The following is a 24,612-nucleotide window of genomic DNA, read 5'->3' as shown; positions in this document are numbered from 1 at the left end:
AAAAGCCGTGCTGAAAAGCACGGCTTTTTTGTTTATTATTCTCACACATATCACTAGCTAGCATATCATTTCCCACATAAATATTGATTAAAGTCCCTTTTTTAGGTTTTTTATCTGGTATAGTTTGATTTAAAATAAAAACTAATTATTTATACCTATTAAAATGTAGCTGCATTGTAATTAGGTTACAGATTATTGACAGTGACAGCGTTGTCACTGTATATTGTTTGTGCACTGGGCATAGTGTTAAGGATGTTTAAATTGAAAGAGCAGATGATAAAAAATGCGAAGCTTTCTTCTGGTTTCACATTAATCGAGTTATTAATAGTCGTTGCCATTCTAGGCATATTATACAGTGTAGCTATGCCTTCATATATTGAGCATATGGAGCGTAGTCGCCGTGCCGATATTCAACAAGTAATGTTGCAACATGGTGCAGTATTAGAGCGTATTTATTCGCGTAATGGTGGTTATCCAAATGCTTTTGATACGGCAAAAAATACAGATTTTTATACTTTTACTTATACAGCGCTAAACCGCGTTAGTGGCGCTGCAGCTGATGCTAATTTTAAAAGTCGTGCTTTTACATTAACTGCAACCCCAAAAATCGGTTCTGCCCAAGCAGGAGATCGCTGTGGTGCATTAGTGATTAAGCATGATGGCACACAATCAGCTGATGCTAATAGTTGCTGGGAGTAACAATGACTAGAACAGCCGGTTTTACATTAGTGGAGTTGATGATTGTGGTTGGGATCGTTGCGATTATGGCGGTATTAGCGTTTCCTTCTTTTAGCCAGCAAATCATGCAAGATCGGGTTGTTACCACCGCAAATCAGCTCAATAGTGTGTATAAATATGCGCGCAGTGAGGCGGTAAAACGTAATCGTGAGATTAAGCTAGTGGTAAGTGGTGATAAATGGCAGGTAACAGCAGCTGTTGATGGTGTTGATACAGTATTAAAAGAATTCGTCATCCAACATCATGGTGTAACAGTTGGTTTAGTTGATCGTACCGTGTGGTCAAGTGGCGAAATCTCTGCGGCGAGCGAGATTTTAATTAAAGATGACAATGATAAAACGGTAGATTATTACTTGTGCATTTTAAAAAGCGGCCAAAATTGGTTAGCTGAAAAATCAGTGGCATGTGCATAATGATTAAACAAAGTGGCTTTTCATTATTAGAAGTGATGCTGTCAGTTGTTATCGCCGGTATTGCTTTATTAGGGTTGGCAGCAGCTCAGCTCAAATCGCTACAATATGCCACTAACAGTTTTAATTACACTGTATCGCTGGTGCAAGGGCAAAATACTTTAGAGCGTATTTGGCCTCGCTTGTGTGAGTTACAAACGACAAATCCAGCTTTATTCACGGATGCTAACTTTCGTGCCTCTTTAGACCCGCAAATCGATGATTATCAGCTGAGCTTACCTGCGGCGTATGCGCATGATATGCAAATCACAGTTTCATGGGCTGATGAGCGGATCAAGCAACAAGACCCTGCTCAATTAGAAAATCAAATTACCTTAAATGCTAGTTACCCTGAGCTACCAGTTGGGTGTATTTGATGATGGCAATTTATCGTCCGCGAGGTTATACCCTTGTAGAACTGATGGTGGCTCTAGCCGCTGGTTCATTCCTACTAGCTGGAGTTAGCCTTTCATACTCAGCTATTAAAGGCACTATTTCAGTTAGTAAAGAGCTTGAAAATGCGCAAGAAGTAATACGTTACACAAGTAAGGTTTTTACGCGTAGCATTAAACAAACACCAAGCGCACCTTTGGTTGCAGCAGATGGCTCGGCAATTACTGTTACTCAGCCAACTGGGGTTATCACCTGTAATGGCAGTGTATCAACAGCTGATATAAATGAAGTTTATAGCCTAGTAGGCAATAATTTAATGTGTACATTAGGAGCAGCTCCAGCAGAGCGGTTATTGACGGGAGTCGCCCGGTTGAGTTTTGCAATTGATAATAACATTGTCACTATTAATGTTGGCCCAGAGAACTTACCTGCGCAATTTGAAGACACTATTGCCATTGATATTGCGGTTTCTAATGTTATTTTAAACAATGCTTTTGGTGGTGTGTAATGGCTAAAAAACAAAGTGGTTTTACGCTTGTAACAGTACTTATCCTCACCAGTATGGCGAGTATTGTGGTACTTAATTCATTGCGTGAAAATATTATTCAAGAGCGTATGAGTGGCAATTTTCAAAAGAAAATAAATAGCCGTTTACTCGCTGAAAAAGGTGTTTTCGAAGAAGCTAAGTTATTACAGCAAGCTTTTTCAGATGATAAAACCTTAGATATCGATGGCTTGATCGCAGCGACAGGCACAGCATCAGGCCGCGGTTTGATTGGTGAAGATGCAACTTATAATGCCAGTATTAGTAAAAATGCTGCTGGAGAGCTGGAAATCATCAGCTTGGGTGAGCGTTATGGTGGTGATGCACAAAGTAATTTAGTCGCACGGTTTGGATTTACGCCAGGTAAAGGAGGCTCTGTTTTTGAGAACGCAATTGTGGGCTGTGAAGGGGTGTCACTCAGTGCCAGTGGTCGAATTGATAGCTATGACTCAAGTAAAGGGGATTACGATCCTGACAAGGCTGAGGCTGGCGCTGTCATAGGCACGGTTTATAAAGATAAGGATGTTACATTATCAGGTGCTTCAACTATTTGGGGGAGTGTTCATGCGACTGGCAGTATTACTTTTTCCGGCTCATCTCCAATCACAGGCACATTGCGTGCAAATAACCATATTACAATTGATTCGAATTTTACAGTATCGACTGATCCTGTTTTACCCGATGGTTTTCCACTTGATACAGCTGTAGGCGGAGATGTTTTATCGGCGGGAGGGGTTACCTGGAAGCAAGGAAAAATATTAGGCGTAGTTAGAGCAAATAAAGATCTTAACTTCCCTAATAACAGTGCGAGTACTGTGCTAGAAAATAGAAATAATGACGGCTTAGACGTTTTATATGGCGGCAAATTAAATGCAAAAGATTTAGCACCACACCTTGAACAAGGTGGTATTCCTTACTCAGATCCACGTTATAATGTATCACCAAATGTTGAGTTGGTACCTTTTCAAGATCCTGATAATTTTACAGCAGGGCAAACACAGTGCGATTCAATAAATATAACAACGGTTGTTGATGGTCTGGTTGATCCTAGCGCCGAAAATATTATTGTGAAACACGGTAGTTCAACACTAGTCTCTGATAAGCCAGAAACACGTGTTATCTACGAGTTAACGCCTGAGATAGCTCAGTCTAAGATTGAAAATCAAGGTGATTATGTATGGGAAAAGTGGTTAGGCGCACGTCCTGCGACACTTAATTATACGTTAAACACAATTGAGAACGTTGTTGATGTAAAAGTATTAAAAGCAGGTAACTTCTCATTAAATAATGGCATTTTAAAAGTCGCGGGTGGTGATGTAACCTTGATAGTAAATGGTCACTTCATGATGGAAGGCGCTTCAGAGATCCATATAGCACAAGGCAGCAGCTTAAGCCTTTATGTCAACGGTAAAGTAAAATTGAAAGCGTCTCCAGGGTCGATCACAATGAAGCATGGGTTAACCAAAACTGGTAAACCGGTATTCAGTATTTATTCCAGCAATGAACAAGCCAATGGTATTGATATTGATGCTGATGCTAATTTGTATGCAGCCATTTATGCGCCAAAGACTGATGTTAAAGTCGTCGCTAATGGTGGTTTCAGTGGCTCAATTCGGGGCAAAACGGTTTCAGCGTCTGGCAAAGGTGGTATTCACCATGATTCAAATCTAGCAAATATAAGTAGTGGTGGGGGCAGCGCGTCTGACGGCAAATTAGTTTTCCTTGGCTGGTCATATAAAGCACCGGAAAACACCACTGAAGGGCCCGAAGAAGATCCCCCAGAAGCAACGTTATAAAACCACTTGATAAAACGGCTAACTGATAAGTTAGCCGTTTTTTGTTAAAAATAATTTTATGTCATTTAAACCTTTTCACTTACATCTCACGTCTAACTATTCAAGAAACTTAAAATTCTGAAAGATCGTATTTCCTGAGTGCTTAGGTATACTCATTTCATAATAATAATCATAAAGGGACAACATCAACGATGTTGATAGATGCAAAACATGCTTTTACACAGCTAAGCGAAGATGCACTTATTACCCGTGTAAAAAGCGGTGATCAAAATGCTTATGCTGCACTTTATGAATTACATGTAAAGCGGGTTTATGGATTGTGCTTACGGTTACTCGCAGATCGCGAACATGCCGAAGATGCAACTCAAGAAGTATTTGTGCAGCTGTGGCATAAAATCGCTAGCTTTGAAGGGCAGTCACAGTTTTCAACTTGGCTGCACAGTGTCACCAGTAATATTGCGATTAGCTATTTACGTAAACATAAAAATTGGTTGCAAAAAGTAGTGAGCTTCGAGCAAAGCGGTATGGATGAACAAAGCGCAACAGATTGCCAAGGTCTAAATGGACTCGACAAGTTAGTATTACGACTACCTGAGCGAGCTCGTATGGTATTTGTGCTGCACGCCATTGAAGGTTATCGCCATGAAGAGATTGCCACTATGTTAGGAATGGCAGTGGGTTCTAGTAAGTCGCAATTTCATCGCGCCCGTCAGTTATTAAAAGAGTGGTATGAAAATGAGTAAGCCTAATTTTGAAACATTTTTAGCTGAGTCAATCAATAACACTGAGTCAGAGATCTCACCACAAAAAGATTTATGGCCAGGTATCGAAAAAGCATTAACGCATGCTCCACAAGCGCAAGGTAAAGCTGCGCTGTGGCCTAAATTAGCGGGTGTGGCAGCATGCTCAGTGGCGGCTTTATTAACCGTGCAGTTGCTGTTTTCCGGCTCTGAGCCTGCGACAAGTGTGGTGATGAGTGACTATTTTACCCAGCAAAAACAAACCTTGTTGGTGCAATATCAAAATCAGCCTGCATTGACAGATAACTGGCAACAGCAATTAACAGAATTAGAGGACGCTGAGCGGGCAATAAAGCAAGCACTCGACAATGAGCCTGAGAATCCAGCGTTATTAAAAATGCTCGCACAGGTTTATCAGCAGCAATTAGATCTAATCAATAAGGTGCATGCACCGAAGTGGCAACAAATTTAGGAGTATCAACCATGAAAACATTACTATTAGCACTAACTTTATTGCCGTTTTTCGCCTCTGCTGGTGAGAAAATCAATGAACAAATTGAGGTGCCCGCTAATAAGCGTATTTTTATAGATAACCAACGCGGTGATGTACGTATTGAGGGCTGGGATAAATCACAATTACAGATCACCGGTGAGCTTGATGATAAAGCACAAGGGTATCGTTTAGAAGTGGCAGGAGATCGTATCGAATTTATTGTTAAAATGCCGCGTAACAATAATAACGGTTGGAATAGTGGCGATGGTTCTCAATTAGTTATTTATATGCCAAAGAGCAGCGAACTTGAATTTACCGGTGTTAACGCCACTATCAGTGCTAAAAATTTGATCGCCGGGGCTGATATTGATGTCGTTAATGGTGATATTAACTTACAAAACATCAGTGGCAATATTAGTGTGGATACCGTTAATGGTGATGTCAGTGCGATAGGCTTAAAAGGTGATATACGCTATGAAACCGTAAACGGCGAAATTAATGACAAAGACTCACAAGGCACGCTGCGCTTTACTGCTGTCAATGGTGATATTAAATCCAAAACAGCAGCTCAAGAAGTTCGCTTAGAGAATGTTAATGGCGATATCGACTTTGCTTTTCAGGCATTAAAAAGCTTACGTATTAGCACGGTAAATGGTGAGAGTGAAATACATATTAATGAGTTACTAAAAGGTGCGCAAATTACTTATGAATCTGTTAGTGGCGATGCCGATTTTTACTTCCCGACGGATGTTTCTGCGCGGTTTGAAATTGAAGCGCATGCCAATGGTAAAATTATTAATGAGTTGAGTGACGATAAAGTTAAAAAAGCGAAATATGGGCCATCAAGTGAATTGGAGTTTGCGGTTAATGGTGGTGATGCTGATATTGAAATAGACACTATCAGTGGGCGCATAGAATTACGTAAGCAAAAGTAATCTCCCGTAGCAAAGTAGGAAAAGAAATCCTGCTTTGCTCTTTGCACAACGTAGCCAAGTAGATAGAATAGAGGCCATTCATTGTTAGTATTGCGAAGTTATGGCTAAACCAGATAAACAAGTCGACACTCTTAAAGTTCCTCCTCATTCCATTGAAGCAGAGCAATCTGTTTTAGGTGGCTTAATGCTTGATAATCAAGCCTTTGACCGTGTTGCCGAGTTGGTCGTTTCGCAAGATTTCTATACACGTACCCATAAGCTTATTTTTGAAGCCATGGTCGAGCTTGCTGAAATAGGCGATCCAATCGATTTGATCACCATATCAGAGAGCTTAGAGAAAAAGAATTTACTCAGTGGTATCGGTGGTTTTGCTTATTTAGCTGAAATTGCTAAAAATACGCCAAGTGCGGCGAACATCGACGCCTATGCGAATATCGTACGCGAACGTGCTGTGGTACGTGAAATGATTGGCGTTGCCAATGAAATAGCCGAAGCAGGTTTCAATCCGGAAGGGCGCACCAGCCACGATTTACTCGACTTTGCAGAGAGTAAAGTGTTTAAAATTGCTGAGCAGCGGACAAAAAGTAACGATGGTCCGCAAAGTATTCACAGCATCTTAGAAAAAACAGTCGATAAAATCGAAGAGTTGTACCAGTCGCCACAAGATGGTGTGACGGGGGTAAGTACTGGTTATGCCGATCTAGATAAAATGACCACTGGTTTGCAGCCATCAGATTTAATCATTGTGGCCGCCCGTCCGTCGATGGGTAAAACCACATTTGCGATGAACTTAGCTGAACATGCCGCAATGACACAAGATAAGCCTGTGCTTATTTACTCATTAGAAATGCCCTCGGAGCAAATCATGATGAGGATGTTGGCATCCCTTGGTCGAATTAATCAGACCAAAGTGCGAACCGGTCAATTGGATGATGACGATTGGGCGCGTCTTTCATCAACTATGGGGCTACTGATGGAAAAAGGAAAGATGTATGTTGATGATGCATCAGGTCTAACTCCAACAGATGTTCGCTCACGTGCGCGTCGTATTGCTCGTGATCACGGTGGGATAAGTATGATCATGGTCGATTACTTGCAGCTAATGCGCGTTCCTAGCCTCTCTGATAACCGTACTTTAGAAATTGCTGAAATCTCACGGTCACTTAAATCATTAGCAAAAGAACTCCAATGCCCAGTCGTAGCACTGTCGCAGCTAAACCGTACTCTAGAGCAGCGTGCCGATAAACGCCCAATTAACTCCGACTTACGTGAATCAGGCTCTATCGAGCAGGATGCCGATTTAATCATGTTTATCTACCGCGACGAAGTATATAACGAAGACAGTACTGAGAAAGGGATTGCTGAAATTATCATAGGTAAACAACGTAATGGTCCAATTGGTAAAGTACGTTTAACTTTCCAAGGTCAGTTCTCGCGTTTTGATAATTACGCCGGACCTGCTGTAGACGACGATTACTGATGCGTTTAGCTATTGCCGAAATTAACTTACAAGCACTTGCTCATAATTTAGCGCAAGTGCGACAGTTTGCGCCTAATAGTAAAGTTATGGCGGTATTAAAAGCCAATGCTTATGGCCATGGTTTAGTGAAAATAGCGCAGCACCTTAATGATGCTGACGCATTTGCAGTGGCACGAATAGATGAAGCTCTAGCACTGCGGGCGGGTGGGCTGACCAAGCCTATTGTGTTGCTGGAAGGTTTTTTCCATCAAGATGATTTGCCGATTTTATTAGCCAATAACTTTCAAACCATTATCCATGATGAAAATCAGCTCAGGGCACTTGAAAATGCAAAGCTCGATGAACCAATCAGTTGCTGGTTAAAAATCAATACCGGTATGCATCGTTTAGGGATTGCACCAACGCAGTTGAATGATTTTTATCAGCGCTTGCAAGCGACGAATAACGCTAAAGATACAATCAATTTAATGACGCATTTTTCCAGTGCCGATGATGTTAATGATCCCAAAACAGCTGAGCAAATTGCTTTGTTTGATTCATTAGTGCAAGGCAAACAACAAGCACATTGTTTAGCAAATTCGGCTGGTATTATAGCTTGGCCTGCAGGTCATGGCGACTGGGTACGTCCAGGCTTGATGATGTATGGTGTATCACCAATGCTTAACACTTCTGGCAAAGACCATCAGCTGAAGCCAGTGATGCGCTTAACCACTAAGGTCATTGCAATTCGTGATGTTGATGCCGCGCAAGGTGTTGGTTATGGTGGCTGTTGGCAAAGTGCTCAGCCGACTAAGCTTGCAGTGGTTGCCATGGGCTATGGTGATGGTTATCCGCGCCATGCTAGACATGGCACACCTGTAGTGATTGCTGGCAAACGTTATGGTATTGCTGGCAACATCTCTATGGATATGATCAGTGTTGATATTGGTGCAAATGCTGATGGCATCAAAGTCGGCGATGAGGTGGTGATGTGGGGCCCAGAATTACCCGTTGAAGAAATCGCCCAATGTGCCACGACAATCCCTTACGAGTTAGTCTGTAATATTACCCCACGGGTAAGCTATGAATATTTAGAGTAATGCTAAGCGTTACTCTTTGATAAAATACACATCGCTAAAACCCATGCGAGCAAACTCTTCATCACGAAAATTACGCACTGCCGCTGAGCCTTTTGAAGTCATAGCAATTTGCTGTTCCATCTTTAAATAATTTGTTAAATCAATCCCTTCAGCCGCAGCAATAGCCTGATACATATCGCGGTATTTATCTTTTGCAAAATTAATTTCGCGAGGCTGATTTTTAAATTTGTACGTAATGCGTCGTGCCATGAGTCACTCATAAAATAATTTAATTGCGTTAATTTTACACCTTCTTCGACATCCGCTCTACCTTTGAATGACTTGTAGCTTAGCTCAAGTTACAATAACGGTCATATTTTTAAATAAACCAAGGAATTGTCATGAAATTATCTGTAGAGATCAGTAAGTACCCACTTCATCAAGATTATATCCCATTTATTAAGGGGTTTATTGATCGCTTAAATGAATATGACGATTTAAAAGTAATAACAAATACCTTGTCGACGCAAATTTTTGGGGATTACGATTTAGTAATGTCAGTGCTTAGTACAGAGATAAAACGTTCATACGAAGAGTTTGGCAAAGCTATTTTTGTTTGTAAATTCCTCAATGGTGATCTCTCTCCCCAATAGCAGCTAAAGCCTTAGTGGATCAATTATGGAATTTATTACAGAAACTCTCGCAGGGTTTACTGCAATGTCGCACTGGGAATATATCGCAGTGGCGCTCTCTATGGCATATTTGCTATTAGCAATAAAAGAAAATCTGTGGTGTTGGCCTGCGGCATTTTTTAGCACCCTTATTTATACCATAATGTATTGGAATGGTGCTTTATTAATGGAATCGCTATTGCATTTTTACTATATGTATATGGCGGTTTATGGGTGGGTAATATGGCGAAAAGGCGACGCTAATAAACATCAATTAGTGATTACCTCATGGTGCTTGCATCAACACTTATTCATTATTATTGCGACTTCGATTGTGGCATTAATATTTGGTTATGTGATGAACAATCACACCCATGCAGACTTTGCTTATTTAGATAGTTTTACAACCTGTTTTGCTGTTGTTACAACGTATTTAGTTGCGAAAAAAGTACTGGAAAATTGGCTGTATTGGATTGTTATTGATGCGGCTTCGATGTATTTGTATTACGAGAAAGGCTACTACCCAACATTAGCGCTGTTTATTTTCTACACCATAATGGCAGCATGGGGGTTTAAAACCTGGTATGAAGAGTATGAGCAAAATCAAGCTAAGCCTTTGGCGCAATTATAAGAAGCAGTATGACAGGTAAAGAAATTAGCGGCATTTTTGCCGCTTTTGATCCACAACTAAAGGTATTGAGCAATGAGCGGCTATTTAGCGGTTTAAGTAACGATAACTTTTTAGTGCGTACTGCACAGCAGGCTTTTTTATTAAAGTGCTATCGCGAGCATTGGCCAGCGCAAGGCTTGGCAGCACAAACTGTATTTGCACAGCAGCAGGTATGCCCCAAACCACTGTGGACTGATGAAGTTAACAAGCTGGCGATTTTTGAATACCTAGAGGGGGATATTGCACAAGGGGATTACACTTTAGAGTTGTTGCAAAAGTTGATTGCTTTTCATTGCCATGATGTTGTTACTGAGGCGATGGATATAAAGTATGAGCTGGATTTTTATAAAAAAACTCGCTTATACCAGCAATATCAAGCAAGCGTTGAGGATGCATTAAAGCAAATCGCGTTATTACCCCGTGATGAAGGTTTTTGCCATAATGATTTAGTAAAAGAAAACATTATTGTGAATAGCGAAGGCATGTTTTTAATTGACTTTGAGTACGCTAAAAGTAATGACGTATACTTCGATTTAGCAGCACTAACTGTTAGCTTTGCGTTGAATGATAAGCAAAAAAATAGCTTACTTTCAAACTACCAACAGCAATTGCCTGCTATTCAAAAATTTCACTATTCACTGCAAAAGCTTGAATGCTATCAGTTGGTGTTTTTAGTGTTGTGTATTTGTTGGTATAGCGCACGCTCAGTCGATAATAAAGTGACTGAGTTGCGTACGCAGTTGGATTGTTTGATTAGCTCAATGGAGCATCGTTAAAGACCACCAAAACGCGCCGCAAGTTCTTTGTATTTTGCAACTTCATCTGCATCAAATAGTGGTTCGCCGTTTTCATCAACAGATTTCGATATTAATAAACTTTCCCGGGCAAGACGCTTTACACGTTCAACTTTAACCCCTAAAAACTCCGCTACTTGCTCGGTTGACATTAAACTCATAGATACTTCCTCATGTTAAACCTTTTACAAGCGCCTTAAAAGTCGTTAAACGGGCATTTATATGTTGCAAAATGGTTAGTGATTTTTATTAAGTATAATTTAATAGCTGTTTTTTGCTTGCTTGTGAAGTAATTTATTATAATTTGCTGAATTATTAAGCATCTAAGCGATAGAAGCTAGCATTTAATTGCATATGCCTTTATTATTGCTCGGCCTAAGCACTGATATCGCGAGTTGGTGTGGTGGCACAAATGTGCTCTCGTGGTGAAATGGATATCACGTGGCCCTCCGGAGGCTGAGTTGTAGGTTCGATCCCTACCGAGAGCGCCATTTGCAATAATGCCCAGCCTTTCATCAAAGGCCATCAATAATAACTCTCTATCTTACTCCACTGTGTTTGCCCTCAATCACACTCTTTTAGTACTCATGATGTAAATAAACCCCTACTAATATTTTGAATTAAATAAATTGCACAAGTGGTAAAACTGACAACTGGGCTATACTCATAATTCATTATCTTAGGGAATTGTATTATGCACTACAGCTCGCCTCCATTAAAAATGGGGGGATTACAGTTTCATGTCCTTTTGCATACTAAGTAAGTCGAGCACAGTTGTTATTAGGCAATGCCTGTGAGTGTTGTGTTAAATGAGCTCTTTAGCAAAGGGTACTCTGGAGATTGAATGAATATTAAAACCCGTATTCTGGTGTTTGTCATTTTGTTTGAGATATTGGCTTATTCAACCCTACAGTTATTCAACACGCTAATTTACAAAGAATCTTTGGATGAATTTAAGCAAAATGAAATTCAGGCTGTGTTTAATGGCACTATTTCCCGTATCAATCATCTTACAGAACAAATGCAAGGTCATGCGATCGATCTGGCTCTAAGTGGTGAACAGTTATACTTTCTGCGTCATCAAAAATCTACTCCCATGGCTGATATCAAGGAACTGGCTCAGCGCACGTTACAAAACAAGTTTACTAGTTTTGAGCAAGCTATGGGCGGAGGGCTTTGGTATCAACCGCAGGTACTGGATGAGCAGTATCGTTATTTTGGCCCATATGTATATAAAGAAAATAAACAGCTGCAATTTACGTGGGATCTCAATACACCACAGTACGATTATTTTTCTCAGGATTGGTACCAGCTTGCTGTACAGCAAGGGTGGGGATTAAACCAATCAAGCTATCGTCCTATATTTTGGACTAACCCTTATTACGATGATGCAGGCTCATTCTCGTTGATGATGACCATAGATGCGGTGATGCTTGACGATAACCGCAGTCCGATTGGTATGGCTACGCTCGACTGGTCTTTAGCTGAGTTAAGTGAGTTTTTAGTCAGCATTAAAGTGACCGAAAATGCACAATCATTTTTATTTCACCGGGATTCTGAGTTAATTATTGGCTTTACAGACAAGCCTCAAACGGTACAGCAGTTGACCGATGACTTTCCTTGGGCGGCAACATTAGTAGCTCAAAGTCGGTTAAGTAAGGTCAATAGCTTTGGGTTTGAGCAGCTAGCAATTGAAGATAAGTATATTTTTTATCAGCTTAGTGAGAGCGGTTTTATCTTTGGCTCATTAGTTCCTAAAAATGATTTAAGTAAACAAGTTGATAAAGTGTCTTCTTGGGCTTTAATCACAGGCAGTGGCATAGGGCTCGGCTTTATTATACTGATGATTTTTATCCTCAAAGCTTTGTTTAGCCCTTTTGATCAGGTATTAAATATCATAAAAAGCTCTATTCGTTATGGTAGTAATAAGCAAGTTAATCTACTGCCAGTTGAGTATGCTAAACGCAATGAGTTTACCCCAATTATTACTGCTTTAAATGATGTGTACTTACAAGTAAAAAGCTACGTCAGTGAGATTGAAGATGCGAATACCAAGTTGATGTCTTCACAGCAACAAGTAAAACAGTTAAATGCGGTACTTGAGCGTAAAGTGGCTCTGCGTACTGCTGAGCTTGAGACTAAGACCAAAGAAGCAACATTATCGCTGGAACAGCTAAAACGTACTCAGCAACAGTTAATTGAAAATGAAAAGCATGCGTCGTTAGGACGATTAGTTGCTGGAGTTGCTCATCAAATAAATACCCCATTGGGCATTTGCGTCACGGCTGCATCAGTACTGGAAAGCACCTCGAAAACTATTCATGGCAAAGCGGCTGCGGGTAACATGTCGAGAGAGGAGTTTAATCAGGCCTATGATCATATAATACAAAGCACAGAGTTATTGAGCGTTAATCTCCACAGAGCTACAAATCTAATCAATAACTTTAAACAAGTTGCGGTAGACAACGATACACAGGAAAATCGCTGGTTTAACTTAGGTGAGTATATCGATAATATTCTGCTGTCAATCCACTCACGTGTTGACCAAACCCCTCATAAAGTTAAATGCCAATACCAGCAAGAAATTCGTTTTTTTGCCTCACCAAGTGCATTCTCGCAAATTTTAGGGCAGCTAGTGGAAAATGCCTTAGTTTACGCTTTTGATGATTCAACGCCTGGGGAGGTGAACATTACAGTGAGTAAACATGATGAACAACTTCAGCTGATAATCAGCGATAATGGTAAAGGCATGCCAGAAGATGTCCGCAAGCAAGTATTTGACCCGTTCTTTTCTACGAATAACGCACAACTGAGCTTAGGTTTGGGGTTGCACATTGTTTATAATTTAGTAATACATAAACTAGCCGGTACGATAGAGTGCCAGAGTCAATTAGGTACTGGCACTACTTTTATCATTACTATACCAATTAATGTAATTGAACAACCGTGAGTATTTTTAAAGCCACTTTTTATTTTTGAAGTAAACGCCGATGGCACCGGTGATCACGACTAAAAATATAACAAAAAAACTAAATGCGTAAGGGCTCTCTGTACCAGGGATACCGCCTACATTTACGCCAAGTAAACCGGTTAAAAATCCTAGCGGTAAAAACAGTGCCGCAACCACCGACATCACATACATACGCTGATTTAATTGTTCAGAAACCTGATTAGTAATGGTTTGTTGAATAATTTGCGCACGTTCAATAGAGCTGTCTAATTCTTCAATAAAGCGGATCAGTAGATTGGTGGTTTCGTTTAACTTGGCTTTGTCGTTTTCACTAAGCCAGCTGTATTTGTTTGCCATTAAAGTACTGAGCGCTTCTTTTTGTGGCCTTAAGTAGCGTTTTAAACCAATTGATTGACGGCGTAACTGCGACAGTCCTTGGTTATCAAAGCGCTTGGTCGGCTCGTCAATTTCATCTTCAAAAATATCTAGAGTGTCATCTAAACCATCAATTACCCCTTGCATACGTGAGGTAAGATTTTGTGTAAGTTGGCAAACTAATTCAGAAATGCTAACTGGCCCATTTTTTTCTTCCAGTGCAGCTAAAATATCTTGGACTGAAAGTAAACGGCGTTTTCGGGTAGTGACCACTACATTTTCATTGATAAATAAACGAATTGAGACCATGTCTTCAGGGCTCTGCGCAGGATTTAAATTCACGCCTCGTAAAAACAACATACAACCGTTAGTTACTTTGGTGATACGAGGGCGTGTTTCATCGGCTGTTAATGATGCAAGTTCATAATCAGTCAACAATTCACTGTTTTGTAACCAATCTATGGCTTCACTTTGGCTATAATCAAGATGAACCCACAATTTACCTTGCTCAGGCTGCCAGTTATGTAGGTCTGCGCTATTATCAATTGTGCGTGCGCCGCCTTGTTCATCAAGTATAAGTGCGTGTAGTAAACCATTGAACATAGTAAATTCTCATTAATCCTGTATGTTAATATAGTTGACTATTGAGTGACTTAGGTCAATTAAATTAGCTTATCATTTGGATAAAATTATTTCATTTGTGTTTTTATCCGTGTAGCGTATAAGACAGTTTTTTATTAAAGGGCACATTTATGACGGCAAAGATAATTGTTGGTTGGCGTGAGTGGTTAAGTTTACCTGAGCTTGGCATTAATCAAATTAAGGCTAAGATTGATACGGGCGCCCGTACGTCATGTATTCATGCTCTTAATATTGAAGAATATGAGCGAGAAGGCGAAAAGTGGGTTAAATTTATTGCTCAGCCTTTGCAAGAAGATGAGCACACTCAAATTGAGTGTGATGCTAAAGTAAAAAAGATGAAATATGTAACCAGCTCAAGTGGGCAGCGTGAGTTACGGTATTTTATTGAGACTAAGCTCTGCGCTGGTGATAAAAGTTGGCCAATAGAAGTCACTTTGACCAGCCGAGCGAGTATGAAGTTTAGAATGTTATTAGGGCGCACAGCCATGGAAAATCGTATAGTCGTTGATCCGGCTTTATCTCATTTATTAGATAGTTAAGGTTTTAACTATGAAAATTGGTATTTTATCTCGTAACAAGAATTTATATTCAACGCGTCGTTTAATTGAAGCAGCTGAGATGCGTGGTCATGAAGTAAAAGTGATCGATGCATTACGTTGTTACATGAACATTAACTCTGAGCAACCAGAGATCCATTATCGCGGTGAAAATTTAAAAGATTTTGATACCATAATCCCGCGTATTGGTGCTTCAGTTACTTTTTATGGTTGTGCAGTACTGCGTCAGTTTGAAATGATGAATGTATTTCCTGTTAATGAATCAGTTGCTATTTCACGTTCGCGAGATAAATTACGTTCGTTACAGTTGTTATCACGTAAAGGCGTTGGTATGCCGGTAACCGGTTTTGCTAGCAAGCCAGATGACGTTAAAGACTTACTTGAAATGGTTGGCGGTGCACCTGTAGTTATTAAGCTGTTAGAGGGTACTCAAGGCATTGGTGTGGTGTTAGCTGAAACACGTAAAGCTGCTGAGAGTGTTATTGAAGCCTTTATGGGCTTAAAAGCTAATATCATGGTACAAGAGTATATTAAAGAAGCTGGTGGTGCTGATATCCGCTGTTTCGTACTTGGTGACAAAGTGATTGCCGCAATGAAGCGTCAAGCACAAGATGGTGAGTTCCGTTCTAATTTACACCGCGGTGGCAGTGCAACATTAGTGCGTATTACGCCAGAAGAACGTAGAACAGCAGTAGCTGCAGCTAAAGCAATGGGCTTGAACGTAGCTGGGGTTGATTTACTTCGTTCATCTCGCGGACCTTTGGTAATGGAAGTTAACTCTTCACCAGGTCTTGAAGGTATCGAAGTAGCAACAGGAAAAGATATTGCAGGTATGGTGATCGAATTTATCGAAAAAACCGCTGCAACCAAAAGGACCGCAACGCGTGGCAAAGGTTAGAATCAATAGTGCGTTTACTTTATTAGGTGAAACGGTGGGTGTCGGTGAGCGTAAGACGCTGGCCCTAGAAGCAGCTAAGCTGTACACCCATTCGCCGTTGAATATCCCAATAGAGGTAGTGAATGGAGTTCAAGCAGGGCCTGTTTTAATGGTCTGTGCGGCTATTCATGGTGATGAACTCAATGGCGTAGAGGTCGTACGCCAATTATTAGCAAAAATAGATGCTAACCAGCTGCGTGGTACGCTGATTGCTGTACCGATTGTTAACGTATTTGGTTTTATTCATAAGTCACGTTATTTACCTGATCGCCGTGATATGAATCGCAGCTTTCCAGGTTCTATTCGTGGATCGCTTGCTGGACGTATGGCACATATGTTTTTTTCGCAAGTGGCCATTCATTGTACGCATATTATTGATTTACATACTGGCGCAATACATCGCACCAATTTACCGCAAATTCGCGCAGATTTGAGTGATGAAGCAACGGCACAAATGGCGAATGCATTTGGTACACCAGCCGTTATTGATGCCTCACTTCGTAATGGTTCACTGCGAAGTGAGGCCGCGAACTTAGGTATTCCGGTGATCACATACGAAGCTGGAGAAGCGCTGCGGTTTGATCCAATTGCAATAGCGGCTGGTATGCAAGGCGTTGATTATGTCATGCGTCATTTAAAAATGATCCGTGGCAAGCGCGCTAAAAAGTTACCTGAGCCAATTATTGCCAGCTCAACCAGTTGGGTGCGTGCTGAAGTCGATGGCATTGTGCGTGCGCAAGTATCATTGGGTGAGCGAGTAATGAAAGGGCAAATATTAGCTTATATCAGTAGCCCGCTCGGTGATTCTGAGCTGGAATTATTAGCGCCAAGAAGTGGTATAGTGATTGGTCAACAAACTATGCCACTGGTTAATGAAGGTGATGCAGTGTTTCATTTAGCATATTTTGCTCACGCAAACAGCTTGGTAGAACAACAGCTTGAAACCTTTATTGATGAAATAAGTGATATTGAAGATGAGTTAAAAACAGCGGAATTAAATAATTAATTGCTGATTGTAACTGATCAAAAAAGCCGTTTAAGGATATTCTTAAACGGCTTTTTGTTATGTGCTTTTCGTTTATTGCAGCTTTTTAGGTCCAATAGCGCGCTTAACCGCGATTGCTTTAGTAGGTTTCGGCTCTTTATTTAAAACCATCACCGGGCGAGTAACAAATAGGTTATTAGGATAAATAACTCGGTGCCCATCAACATGTTCTAATACCACATTCATCAAGCCCATCTCGACAATACGCCCCTCAACAAAGTTCGCGCCGTCAATAACTCTAACCCAATAACCAACACGACAGTCATTTTGAATAAACATTAGCAAAAACGAGGTTAGATTGCTTAATAGCGACCAAGCTGCAAATAGTGCAACACCTAGCATGGCAAACAAAGATGAGCCAAGTACCAGTAAACCCCGTAATTCAATACCCCAAAAAACTAACACTAAGCACAGCATTACAAATGCGAGAATAATTTTCAGTAATAGTTCGGCACGATATTTACGGTGAATATCGACTTTGCCCTTAATAGTTTTTTCGAGTAATTTTTTAGTCAGTTTTAATAGTACAGGAAAAAGTAACAGAGCAACTAAAGTGACGACGAGTTTATACTGCGTGCTAAGAATATCTAACAGTTCCACAATCAATCCAAATGCGGTTTAGGAGCAACTAGTTTAGCGTTTTTAGCACACTTTAAAAGGAATTTTTTACAGTGACTAGCCATTGAATAGAATCAACATCATCACTTTTATCAAGTGGAGCGGCGATATCTAAATGGATCACAGTTCCTGCATTTGCTCTGCTTGGAGCGAGCCGTAACCCGATACCTATATTTTTCAATACTTGGCCATTTTTACCGTTATTTTGGTCATTAAACCAAGCGCGACCAATATCAAAAAATGCAGCTCCACCAACTTTAAACAGCTGAAGCAGGTCGTATTCCCAATAATAGCGTTTTTCAAGATTAACTAAAAAACTACGATCGCCTTGTTGGTAGTCTAGCGGATAGCCACGTAGGCCATTTTCGCCGCCTAAGATTAGCTGTTTGTCGGGAGTTAGGTTTTTAGCATAGTCTAAGCGTATTTTGGCATACCACGATTGTTCAAAACTGGTGTTTAAATAATACTGCACTTGAGTGCTCGCGAGTAAGTTCTCTACTTTGCTTTGTTGTTCGTTCCAATTACCATCTAGGCTAGCATGAAAGCGCCAAAGGGTATTATCGCCACTAAAATGAGCTTTTTTCGCATCAAAAGAGTAAATAGCGCGGCTATCGTCATTGCTTAGTTCTTCACTTGCATAGCCTAATAAACCTTGCACATTCCAACCAAGATTTAAATCTTCAGTACGATAAATACTGTCGAAATTACGCACTTTTATGTAGTGATCCTCAAACCAATGACCATTGATATATGGATAGCTTAGCTCCCGTTTTTCAGCCAATGGTGTGACGGTATTTACTGTGCTCTCAAAAGCTTGCTGTTCATGGGTATAACCGACGCTAATGCGTTGAGTCCAATTATTAGCAAGCTGTTTAGAGTGGCCAAAGTGAATGCGATTATAGTCTGTTTTCTGGATAAATTGACTGAATACTTCACCACGTTTGTAAAGAGATTCAGTTCGTTGATCAGAAAAGCTTAATAAACCATAGCTGTAAGGTGTCTCAATAGAGTAAAAAGGGTAGCTAAGCTCGAATAAATGGCGTTTACCATCGTCGTTATCAGAGTATTCTATGCGACCACGGTAGCGGCTAGAAAGTATATTAGGATCATCATAAACAAACAGGTAACCATTTCGTTCAGCATCAGTAGTGCGAGCGAGTGATAAACGTTTACCCCAGCCAAATAAATTGGATTCACGAAAACCAATACTCGATTTATTTTCGCCACCGCTGCGGCTAAAGCTAATTTCTGGTAGTAACGTCCATAAGTCGCGGGTGATCACTTTCACATCTATGTCACCATTGCAGTTAGTTTCTGCTTTTATTCTGGCATCGTATAGATAACTTTGGCGACGTAATAAGCGCTCTGATTCGGCGAGTTTTTTCGGCTCATAGTGATCACCAGGTTCGAACAATAAAATACTTTTTATAACATTAGGCTCTGTGGTCATATGAACGCGATTAGCAAAGCGAAATAATGCGTTATTTTCTGCTTCTAAATTGGTATTGAAAACGTTGAGTTGCTCAAGTTCGACCTGGGCTATTTTTGCATTATTAGTTTTTTCTGGCAGCTGTATATCAACATCAAGTTGGCGACGTAGATTTTTTTCAGTGGGTGTAGTTGTGCGCTGATTACTGCAACTTTGCTGCCCGTCATTAAACGATTGCGCTAAGCCATAGGATGAATAGAGCAAAGTGCTGCAACAGCTAGACAATAAAAGTGCATAAGCGTTATTTATCACCATTGAAATCCTTGATTATGGGTTTTTAGCGTTTACCCACTACACACTAAGTTAGTGTATAAGTCTACCTCATTGTTGCAATAGTGTAAGAAAATAGTGTGCTAAAGCTGCTAATAAATGCTCAGCTTCAATGCCTTCGCCATTAATCCAAATGCTGTTACTGTAATGTTCAAAGTTTAAATTAAAGCTCTGCTGCGCATACGTAAAGCGGCATTGGTGGCGATCCGCTCCCGCTGCAAATTCACCAATTACTATTTCTGGGCCATGTAAAAATAACTGCGCCCAAAGCTCGAAATCATCATCGTTGGGCATTTCGCTGGGGATAATAATAATAGCATTATGTTGATTATCTAGTTGCAGCTGAGTCATCAATTTTCTCTTTATTTAAGACTGGGCTAAGTAGTCGCGTATGGCGTGTAAAAAAGGGCTGCCGTACTTATTGAGTTTAGTAAAGCCAACTCCTGACACTTTGAGAAATTCACTGTCATTGGTTGGCATTAGTTGCGCCATTTCTGCGAGGGTTTTATCGTTAAACACCACATATGGTGGCACATCATCCGCATCGGCAAGCTCTTTACGTAAGGCACGTAGTTTGGCAAATAGCTTTTTATCGTAATTAAACTGAGCGAGCTTGTCTTGGTATACGTGCTTCGCTTGCAGACGTGGTTCAGCCATTTGCAGCGCGTATTGACCTTTCAAAATAGCGCGAGCTCCTTCGGTTAAGCGCAGTGCTGAGCCTTGGGTGATATCTTGACTCAGTAAGCCTTGGTGAATCAGTTGGCGTAAAATACTGAGCCAAAATTCACTACTGTGGTCTTTACCAATGCCATAAGTGCTGAGTTGGTGGTGATTGTTATCCCTAATGCGGCTGGTATTTGCTCCGCGCAGTAGCTCAACTATGTAGCCTAAACCAAACCGTTGTTCGGCACGATACACACACGAAAGGGCTTGTTTTGCCACTAAAGTACCATCAAAACTTTTTGGTGGATTTAGGCAAATATCGCAGTTACCGCACGGTTCGCGTTGATATTCACTAAAATAGTTAAGAAGTATTTGTCGACGACATGTTTGTGCTTCTGCGAAGCTGGCCATGGCGTTAAAACGTTGCTCTTCGACACGACGACGTTGTTCATCTTCAATGTCTTCAAAAAATCGCCTAACACGGCCAATATCGGCCGGATCAAAATACATAATAGCTTCAGCGGCCAAGCCATCACGGCCAGCACGGCCAGTTTCTTGATAGTAAGACTCGATACTTTTGGGAATATCATAATGCAGTACAAAACGGACGTTGGGTTTATTGATGCCCATGCCAAAGGCTACAGTAGCCACCACAATTTGGATATCATCACGGGCGAAACCGGTTTGTACAAATTGGCGTTGCTCGTTACTCATACCAGCATGGTAAGCCGCTGCGTTCATTCCCGCATCAGCGATCTTTTCAGCTATTTCATCAACTCGTTTTCGACTGGTGCAATAAATAATACCACTTTGATTTTGTTGTTCTTTTAAGTAGCGAAGTAATTGCGCCAGCGGTTTGAATTTTTCTTCAATGGTGTAACGAATATTTGGTCGATCGAAACTACCAGTGTGTATATAGGGGGCATTTAAACCAAGCTGCTGGACGATATCAAACCGCGTGGCTTTATCAGCTGTCGCTGTGAGCGCCATCATAGGCACATCTGCAAAGCGTTGTTTTAGTTCGCTTAAGCGGCAGTAGTGAGGGCGAAAATCATGACCCCAATGTGATACACAGTGAGCTTCGTCAATCGCAAATAAACTAATATTAAGGTGACTTAAGCGCTCTTTAAATTCATGTTGCAGCACTTTTTCAGGTGCAACATACAGTAGCTTAAGCAAACCACTGTGCAGTTGTTGATATATTTGCTGCTGTTCGTCGCGGTTTAAACTGTTATTGATATACGCCGCTTTCACCCCGAGCGCTTGCAATTGTGATACTTGATCTTGCATAAGGGAAATTAATGGCGAAATAACGACTGTCAGACCGCTTAAGGCAAGCGCGGGCACTTGGTAGCATACTGATTTACCGCCGCCAGTTGGCAGCAATACTAGCGAATCTTGGCCGTTAAGGGCTGCATTGATCACCGTTTCTTGGCCATCACGAAATTCGCTATAGCCAAACACTTGTTTGAGTATAGCTGCGGGACTGCGCACTACGGTGCTTGCTGTGGGATTTGGTGTATTCATCGCGGACATTTTAGAGCTTTTAGGCGACCTTGCATAGGTGCTTTTTATCGCACTTTCTTTTTAGTTGTGCTTTACTCATCTTACCAGTTATAAAGTTGCGGATAATAATAATGAATAAAGCCCAATTAATTGACCAAGTTGCTAAAGTTTTTGTAGAGCAAATGCCGTTTAACCAGTTTTTACAAATAAAAGTTAAATCACTAGATGCGGAACAAGCGCAAATAAGCTTTCCTTGGCAGGATGTCTTTATCGGTAATCCCGCTCAAAAAATTCTCCACGGTGGTGTGATCTCTGCGGTGCTTGATAATGTGGGGGGGATGCTCGCTGCGGCGGCGATGATAGATAAGCTCACTGAGCTTAATATAGTTAGTATTCAAACCAAGCTAGCGACGCTCGGCACCATCGATTTGCGCACTGATTACTTGCGTCCAGGCAAAGGACTTGAATTTACCGCTAGTGCCAAGCTAATTCGCTCCGGTAATAAAGTATGCGTATGTCGGATGGAGCTCCATAACGAACAAGGTACTCAAATAGCTTTTGGCACGGCAACTTATTTAGTTGGATAAAGCGTAGCTGGCAGGTAAACTAGCGGCCTTTCATCTACATCAGAAACAATCTATGCCAACTAATCCTGAACAGCGTAAAGGTGTTATCTTAGCCTGTATGGCTTTTTTTATGTGGGGCTTAGCACCTATTTATTTTAAATTACTACAGCATATATCAGCTTTTGAAATACTGATGCATCGTGTGGTTTGGTCGGTATTATTCATCGTCATCATTGTTGCAGTAATGAAGCAATGGCATAAAGTGCAGCATGTGCTTAAACACCCTAAACTAATTGCTATGCTGGTTATTACGGCCACCTTACTTGGCTTTAACTGGGGGCTATTTATTTGGGCGGTTAATAATGATCATATGCTTGATGCAAGTCTTGGTTATTATATCAATCCGTTATTAAACGTACTGCTAGGTATGCTTTTTTTAAGTGAAAAACTACGCAAATGGCAAGCGCTAGCGGTTGCTCTGGCGTTATGTGGTGTGGTGATCCAAGTTATTAGTTTTGGCTCATTTCCGGTGGTCGCACTTTCATTAGCAGGGTCATTTGCGGTGTATGGCTTACTTCGTAAAAAGTTACCTATCGAATCATTGCCGGGGTTACTACTAGAGGCATTAATATTATTGCCAGTTGCTTTAGTATATTGGTGGTTAATGGCGCCATCGAATAGCTCTGATTTCGTAGCGAATGATTGGCATACTAATGTATTGTTGATCAGTGCAGGCGTTATTACCACACTGCCACTACTTTGCTTTACAGGTGCTGCCAAGCGATTGCAGTATACTACCTTAGGGTTTTTCCAATATATTGGGCCAAGTTTAATGTTTGTGTTGGCGGTGGTATTTTATGGTGAAGTATTTAGTGCTGAACGAATAGTAACATTTGCTTGTATTTGGAGTGCGCTGGCTATCTTTAGTTGGGATTCCTATCGACAATCACAAAAGCGTAAACGTGAAAATATCCCTGCACCCACTAAGCCTGTTTAAGCAATGACTTTATTGCGGCCAGTTGCTTTAGCCTCATAAAGCTTAATATCGGCCTGTTTTAATAATTCATCAATTTGATAAACAGGCCCGTGTGCGTAACCAATAGAAAGCGTGAATTGAATTTTTTCTTTGCTAAATTCAGGGCTATTGAGCTCAACAAAGTGACGAAAATTATTCAGACGTTTTAATACTTCATCTTTATTTGTGTCATTAAAATACACAGCAAACTCTTCACCGCCTAAACGAGCCGCCAAGTCTTTTGTAAAGTATTTTGCGAAACAAATTGAAAGCCCTTTTAGTACTTCATCACCAGCATCATGGCCGTAGGTATCGTTGATTGCTTTGAAATGGTCAATATCGAGCATCGCCAAAGAGGGAATTAACTCTTTTTTCTGCATTTGCTTTAATGATTTTGTGGTTTCTTCAAAGAAGTAGCGACGATTAGGTAGTTTAGTTAAATAGTCAGTGTTCGCTTGCAAGCGAATGGTGGCAATTTGTTCCAGCATGTCAACGTTCTGGCTCAAACGGCAATAAAATTCTTCGTTATTAAATGGTTTGCGTAAATAGTCGTTTGCGCCATTTTTCAAAAAACGCGCCGAAAGATGCGCTGCATTTGAGCCGGAAATACCGATTATTGCTTTTTCATCATTACTGTATAAGCGACGAATTTCACCGCATAACTCATCACCATTCATGTTAGGCATTTCGTTATCTGCAATTATAACGGCTATATCGGGTGTTTGTTCGAGCACAGCAAGTGCTTCAATGCCATCACAGGCTTGTAATATTTGATATTTATGACGTTTAAGCAAGCTGCATATATGCAGTCGTGCTGATGGTGAGTCATCGACGACTAATACTTTAACGTTTTCGTTGCGAGGTAAGCGCTGTAGTTGCTTTTCTAAATAATGGTAGGCTTGCTTGTTCTCTTTAGTGATGTAATCAATTATTGGATATTTTTCGACGATATCACGGGTCTTTTCATCTATATTGCCGGTCATTACTATGGTAGGAATTTGAGCTTCAATAGTGCAGGGTACAGCCTCTCCTTGTGGTGCGTCAGGTAGAATAAAGTCTACTACAGCGCAAAAATAGTTATTTTTACTAATTAACTCTTTTGCTTGCGCTAAAGAACAGGCTATATCTGCATCATAGCCAACTTTAATTGCAATGTGTTTTTGCACTCGCGCTATAGTTGGCGTATCTTCAATGATGAGTATTTTTCGTGTCACGTAA

27 protein-coding genes and 1 tRNA gene are annotated in these 24,612 nt (G+C 40.7%); 20 read left to right on the top strand and 8 right to left on the bottom strand.

Features of this window, described 5'->3' with window-relative positions; all coding sequences use genetic code 11:
- The first annotated feature begins 261 nt into the window (after positions 1-261).
- The 10 genes from H5163_RS10985 to alr all read left to right on the top strand — a co-directional run bounded on the left by H5163_RS10985 (position 262) and on the right by alr (position 8,647).
- Positions 262-699 (top strand): type IV pilin protein, encoded by a 438-nt coding sequence (locus tag H5163_RS10985; protein ID WP_310736427.1) that lies wholly within the window; start codon positions 262-264, stop codon positions 697-699.
- Between the two features lie 2 nt (positions 700-701).
- Positions 702-1,151 (top strand): GspH/FimT family pseudopilin, encoded by a 450-nt coding sequence (locus H5163_RS10980; protein ID WP_182731624.1) that lies wholly within the window; start codon positions 702-704, stop codon positions 1,149-1,151.
- On the top strand, positions 1,151-1,564 hold the full coding sequence (locus H5163_RS10975) for a prepilin-type N-terminal cleavage/methylation domain-containing protein (protein ID WP_145236995.1): 414 nt from the start codon (positions 1,151-1,153) through the stop codon (positions 1,562-1,564). Before H5163_RS10980 ends, H5163_RS10975 begins: the two co-directional genes overlap by 1 nt.
- Positions 1,564-2,088 (top strand): PilW family protein, encoded by a 525-nt coding sequence (locus tag H5163_RS10970; RefSeq protein ID WP_182735133.1) that lies wholly within the window; start codon positions 1,564-1,566, stop codon positions 2,086-2,088. The genes H5163_RS10975 and H5163_RS10970 overlap by 1 nt, the downstream gene beginning before the upstream one ends.
- Entirely contained in the window at positions 2,088-3,920 is a 1,833-nt protein-coding gene (locus H5163_RS10965; protein WP_182735132.1) for a hypothetical protein, read from the top strand. The genes H5163_RS10970 and H5163_RS10965 overlap by 1 nt, the downstream gene beginning before the upstream one ends.
- Positions 3,921-4,111: 191 nt before the next feature.
- On the top strand, positions 4,112-4,663 hold the full coding sequence (locus H5163_RS10960; RefSeq protein WP_182718069.1) for an RNA polymerase sigma factor: 552 nt from the start codon (positions 4,112-4,114) through the stop codon (positions 4,661-4,663).
- Complete coding sequence (locus tag H5163_RS10955) at positions 4,650-5,132, top strand: hypothetical protein (RefSeq protein WP_182731620.1); 483 nt, start codon at positions 4,650-4,652, stop codon at positions 5,130-5,132. The genes H5163_RS10960 and H5163_RS10955 overlap by 14 nt, the downstream gene beginning before the upstream one ends.
- Before the next feature lie 11 nt (positions 5,133-5,143).
- The gene (locus tag H5163_RS10950) at positions 5,144-6,088 is read left to right on the top strand and encodes a DUF4097 family beta strand repeat-containing protein (protein WP_182735131.1); all 945 of its coding nucleotides are present in this window, start codon (positions 5,144-5,146) and stop codon (positions 6,086-6,088) included.
- A 100-nt stretch (positions 6,089-6,188) separates the two neighbouring features.
- Positions 6,189-7,568 (top strand): replicative DNA helicase, encoded by a 1,380-nt coding sequence (gene dnaB, locus H5163_RS10945; protein ID WP_145237015.1) that lies wholly within the window; start codon positions 6,189-6,191, stop codon positions 7,566-7,568.
- Positions 7,568-8,647 (top strand): alanine racemase, encoded by a 1,080-nt coding sequence (gene alr, locus H5163_RS10940; protein ID WP_145237018.1) that lies wholly within the window; start codon positions 7,568-7,570, stop codon positions 8,645-8,647. Before dnaB ends, alr begins: the two co-directional genes overlap by 1 nt.
- 9 nt (positions 8,648-8,656) lie before the next feature.
- On the opposite strand, the gene H5163_RS10935 is transcribed toward alr, so the two are convergent.
- Entirely contained in the window at positions 8,657-8,896 is a 240-nt protein-coding gene (locus tag H5163_RS10935) for a DUF2960 domain-containing protein (RefSeq protein WP_145237021.1), read from the bottom strand.
- Between the two features lie 131 nt (positions 8,897-9,027).
- Here H5163_RS10935 and H5163_RS10930 point away from each other — a divergent pair, with 131 nt between their 5' ends.
- The 3 genes from H5163_RS10930 to H5163_RS10920 are packed head-to-tail and all read left to right on the top strand — an operon-like array spanning position 9,028 to position 10,743.
- A complete protein-coding gene (locus H5163_RS10930) occupies positions 9,028-9,279 on the top strand; it encodes a hypothetical protein (RefSeq protein ID WP_145237024.1) in 252 nt (83 codons plus the stop codon).
- A gap of 25 nt (positions 9,280-9,304) precedes the next feature.
- Positions 9,305-9,928 (top strand): nicotinamide riboside transporter PnuC, encoded by a 624-nt coding sequence (pnuC, locus tag H5163_RS10925; RefSeq protein WP_145237027.1) that lies wholly within the window; start codon positions 9,305-9,307, stop codon positions 9,926-9,928.
- 8 nt (positions 9,929-9,936) lie between these two features.
- Complete coding sequence (locus H5163_RS10920) at positions 9,937-10,743, top strand: phosphotransferase (protein WP_182735130.1); 807 nt, start codon at positions 9,937-9,939, stop codon at positions 10,741-10,743.
- On the opposite strand, the gene H5163_RS10915 is transcribed toward H5163_RS10920, so the two are convergent.
- Positions 10,740-10,922 carry a helix-turn-helix domain-containing protein gene (locus H5163_RS10915; protein WP_145237033.1) on the bottom strand — a complete coding sequence of 61 codons (183 nt, stop codon included), beginning with the start codon at positions 10,920-10,922 and terminating at the stop codon, positions 10,740-10,742. The two genes, H5163_RS10920 and H5163_RS10915, sit on opposite strands and share 4 nt — an antisense overlap.
- Before the next feature lie 255 nt (positions 10,923-11,177).
- Here H5163_RS10915 and H5163_RS10910 point away from each other — a divergent pair.
- Both H5163_RS10910 and H5163_RS10905 read left to right on the top strand, forming a co-directional pair.
- Positions 11,178-11,252, top strand: a tRNA-Arg gene (locus tag H5163_RS10910).
- Positions 11,253-11,605: 353 nt separating this feature from the next.
- Positions 11,606-13,711 (top strand): ATP-binding protein, encoded by a 2,106-nt coding sequence (locus H5163_RS10905; RefSeq protein WP_145237036.1) that lies wholly within the window; start codon positions 11,606-11,608, stop codon positions 13,709-13,711.
- A gap of 6 nt (positions 13,712-13,717) precedes the next feature.
- Here H5163_RS10905 and H5163_RS10900 read toward each other — a convergent pair whose 3' ends face one another.
- A complete protein-coding gene (locus tag H5163_RS10900; protein WP_182735129.1) occupies positions 13,718-14,689 on the bottom strand; it encodes a zinc transporter ZntB in 972 nt (323 codons plus the stop codon).
- A 149-nt stretch (positions 14,690-14,838) separates the two neighbouring features.
- Between H5163_RS10900 and H5163_RS10895 the strand changes: the two genes are divergently transcribed.
- Genes H5163_RS10895 through H5163_RS10885 form a run of 3 tightly spaced genes read left to right on the top strand, consistent with a single transcriptional unit; the run spans position 14,839 to position 17,228 of the window.
- Entirely contained in the window at positions 14,839-15,267 is a 429-nt protein-coding gene (locus H5163_RS10895) for an ATP-dependent zinc protease (protein ID WP_145237042.1), read from the top strand.
- Between the two features lie 10 nt (positions 15,268-15,277).
- Complete coding sequence (rimK, locus tag H5163_RS10890; protein WP_145237045.1) at positions 15,278-16,183, top strand: 30S ribosomal protein S6--L-glutamate ligase; 906 nt, start codon at positions 15,278-15,280, stop codon at positions 16,181-16,183.
- Positions 16,170-17,228 carry a succinylglutamate desuccinylase/aspartoacylase family protein gene (locus H5163_RS10885; RefSeq protein ID WP_145237048.1) on the top strand — a complete coding sequence of 353 codons (1,059 nt, stop codon included), beginning with the start codon at positions 16,170-16,172 and terminating at the stop codon, positions 17,226-17,228. Before rimK ends, H5163_RS10885 begins: the two co-directional genes overlap by 14 nt.
- Positions 17,229-17,300: 72 nt before the next feature.
- On the opposite strand, the gene H5163_RS10880 is transcribed toward H5163_RS10885, so the two are convergent.
- From H5163_RS10880 to recQ, 4 genes are all read right to left on the bottom strand, one after another.
- A complete protein-coding gene (locus tag H5163_RS10880; RefSeq protein WP_145237051.1) occupies positions 17,301-17,867 on the bottom strand; it encodes a mechanosensitive ion channel domain-containing protein in 567 nt (188 codons plus the stop codon).
- A gap of 52 nt (positions 17,868-17,919) precedes the next feature.
- Positions 17,920-19,626 carry a hypothetical protein gene (locus H5163_RS10875; protein ID WP_404936311.1) on the bottom strand — a complete coding sequence of 569 codons (1,707 nt, stop codon included), beginning with the start codon at positions 19,624-19,626 and terminating at the stop codon, positions 17,920-17,922.
- 69 nt (positions 19,627-19,695) lie between these two features.
- Positions 19,696-19,995 (bottom strand): DUF3630 family protein, encoded by a 300-nt coding sequence (locus H5163_RS10870; protein WP_145237057.1) that lies wholly within the window; start codon positions 19,993-19,995, stop codon positions 19,696-19,698.
- A 15-nt stretch (positions 19,996-20,010) separates the two neighbouring features.
- The gene (gene recQ, locus H5163_RS10865) at positions 20,011-21,834 is read right to left on the bottom strand and encodes a DNA helicase RecQ (protein ID WP_182735127.1); all 1,824 of its coding nucleotides are present in this window, start codon (positions 21,832-21,834) and stop codon (positions 20,011-20,013) included.
- Between the two features lie 110 nt (positions 21,835-21,944).
- On the opposite strand from recQ, the gene H5163_RS10860 reads away from it, so the two are divergent.
- Entirely contained in the window at positions 21,945-22,400 is a 456-nt protein-coding gene (locus tag H5163_RS10860; protein WP_182731614.1) for a thioesterase family protein, read from the top strand.
- A gap of 52 nt (positions 22,401-22,452) precedes the next feature.
- Positions 22,453-23,376 (top strand): EamA family transporter RarD, encoded by a 924-nt coding sequence (rarD, locus tag H5163_RS10855; protein WP_182735126.1) that lies wholly within the window; start codon positions 22,453-22,455, stop codon positions 23,374-23,376.
- Here rarD and H5163_RS10850 read toward each other — a convergent pair.
- Positions 23,373-24,608 carry a response regulator gene (locus H5163_RS10850; RefSeq protein WP_182735125.1) on the bottom strand — a complete coding sequence of 412 codons (1,236 nt, stop codon included), beginning with the start codon at positions 24,606-24,608 and terminating at the stop codon, positions 23,373-23,375. The genes rarD and H5163_RS10850 overlap by 4 nt on opposite strands.
- Between the last annotated feature and the right edge of the window lie 4 nt (positions 24,609-24,612).

It is taken from the genome of Pseudoalteromonas sp. SG44-8, assembly GCF_014164125.1.
Taxonomy (GTDB): domain Bacteria; phylum Pseudomonadota; class Gammaproteobacteria; order Enterobacterales; family Alteromonadaceae; genus Pseudoalteromonas; species Pseudoalteromonas rhizosphaerae.
Note: the sequence above shows the minus strand (reverse complement) of the source record. Positions and strands in the feature narration are given on the sequence as shown.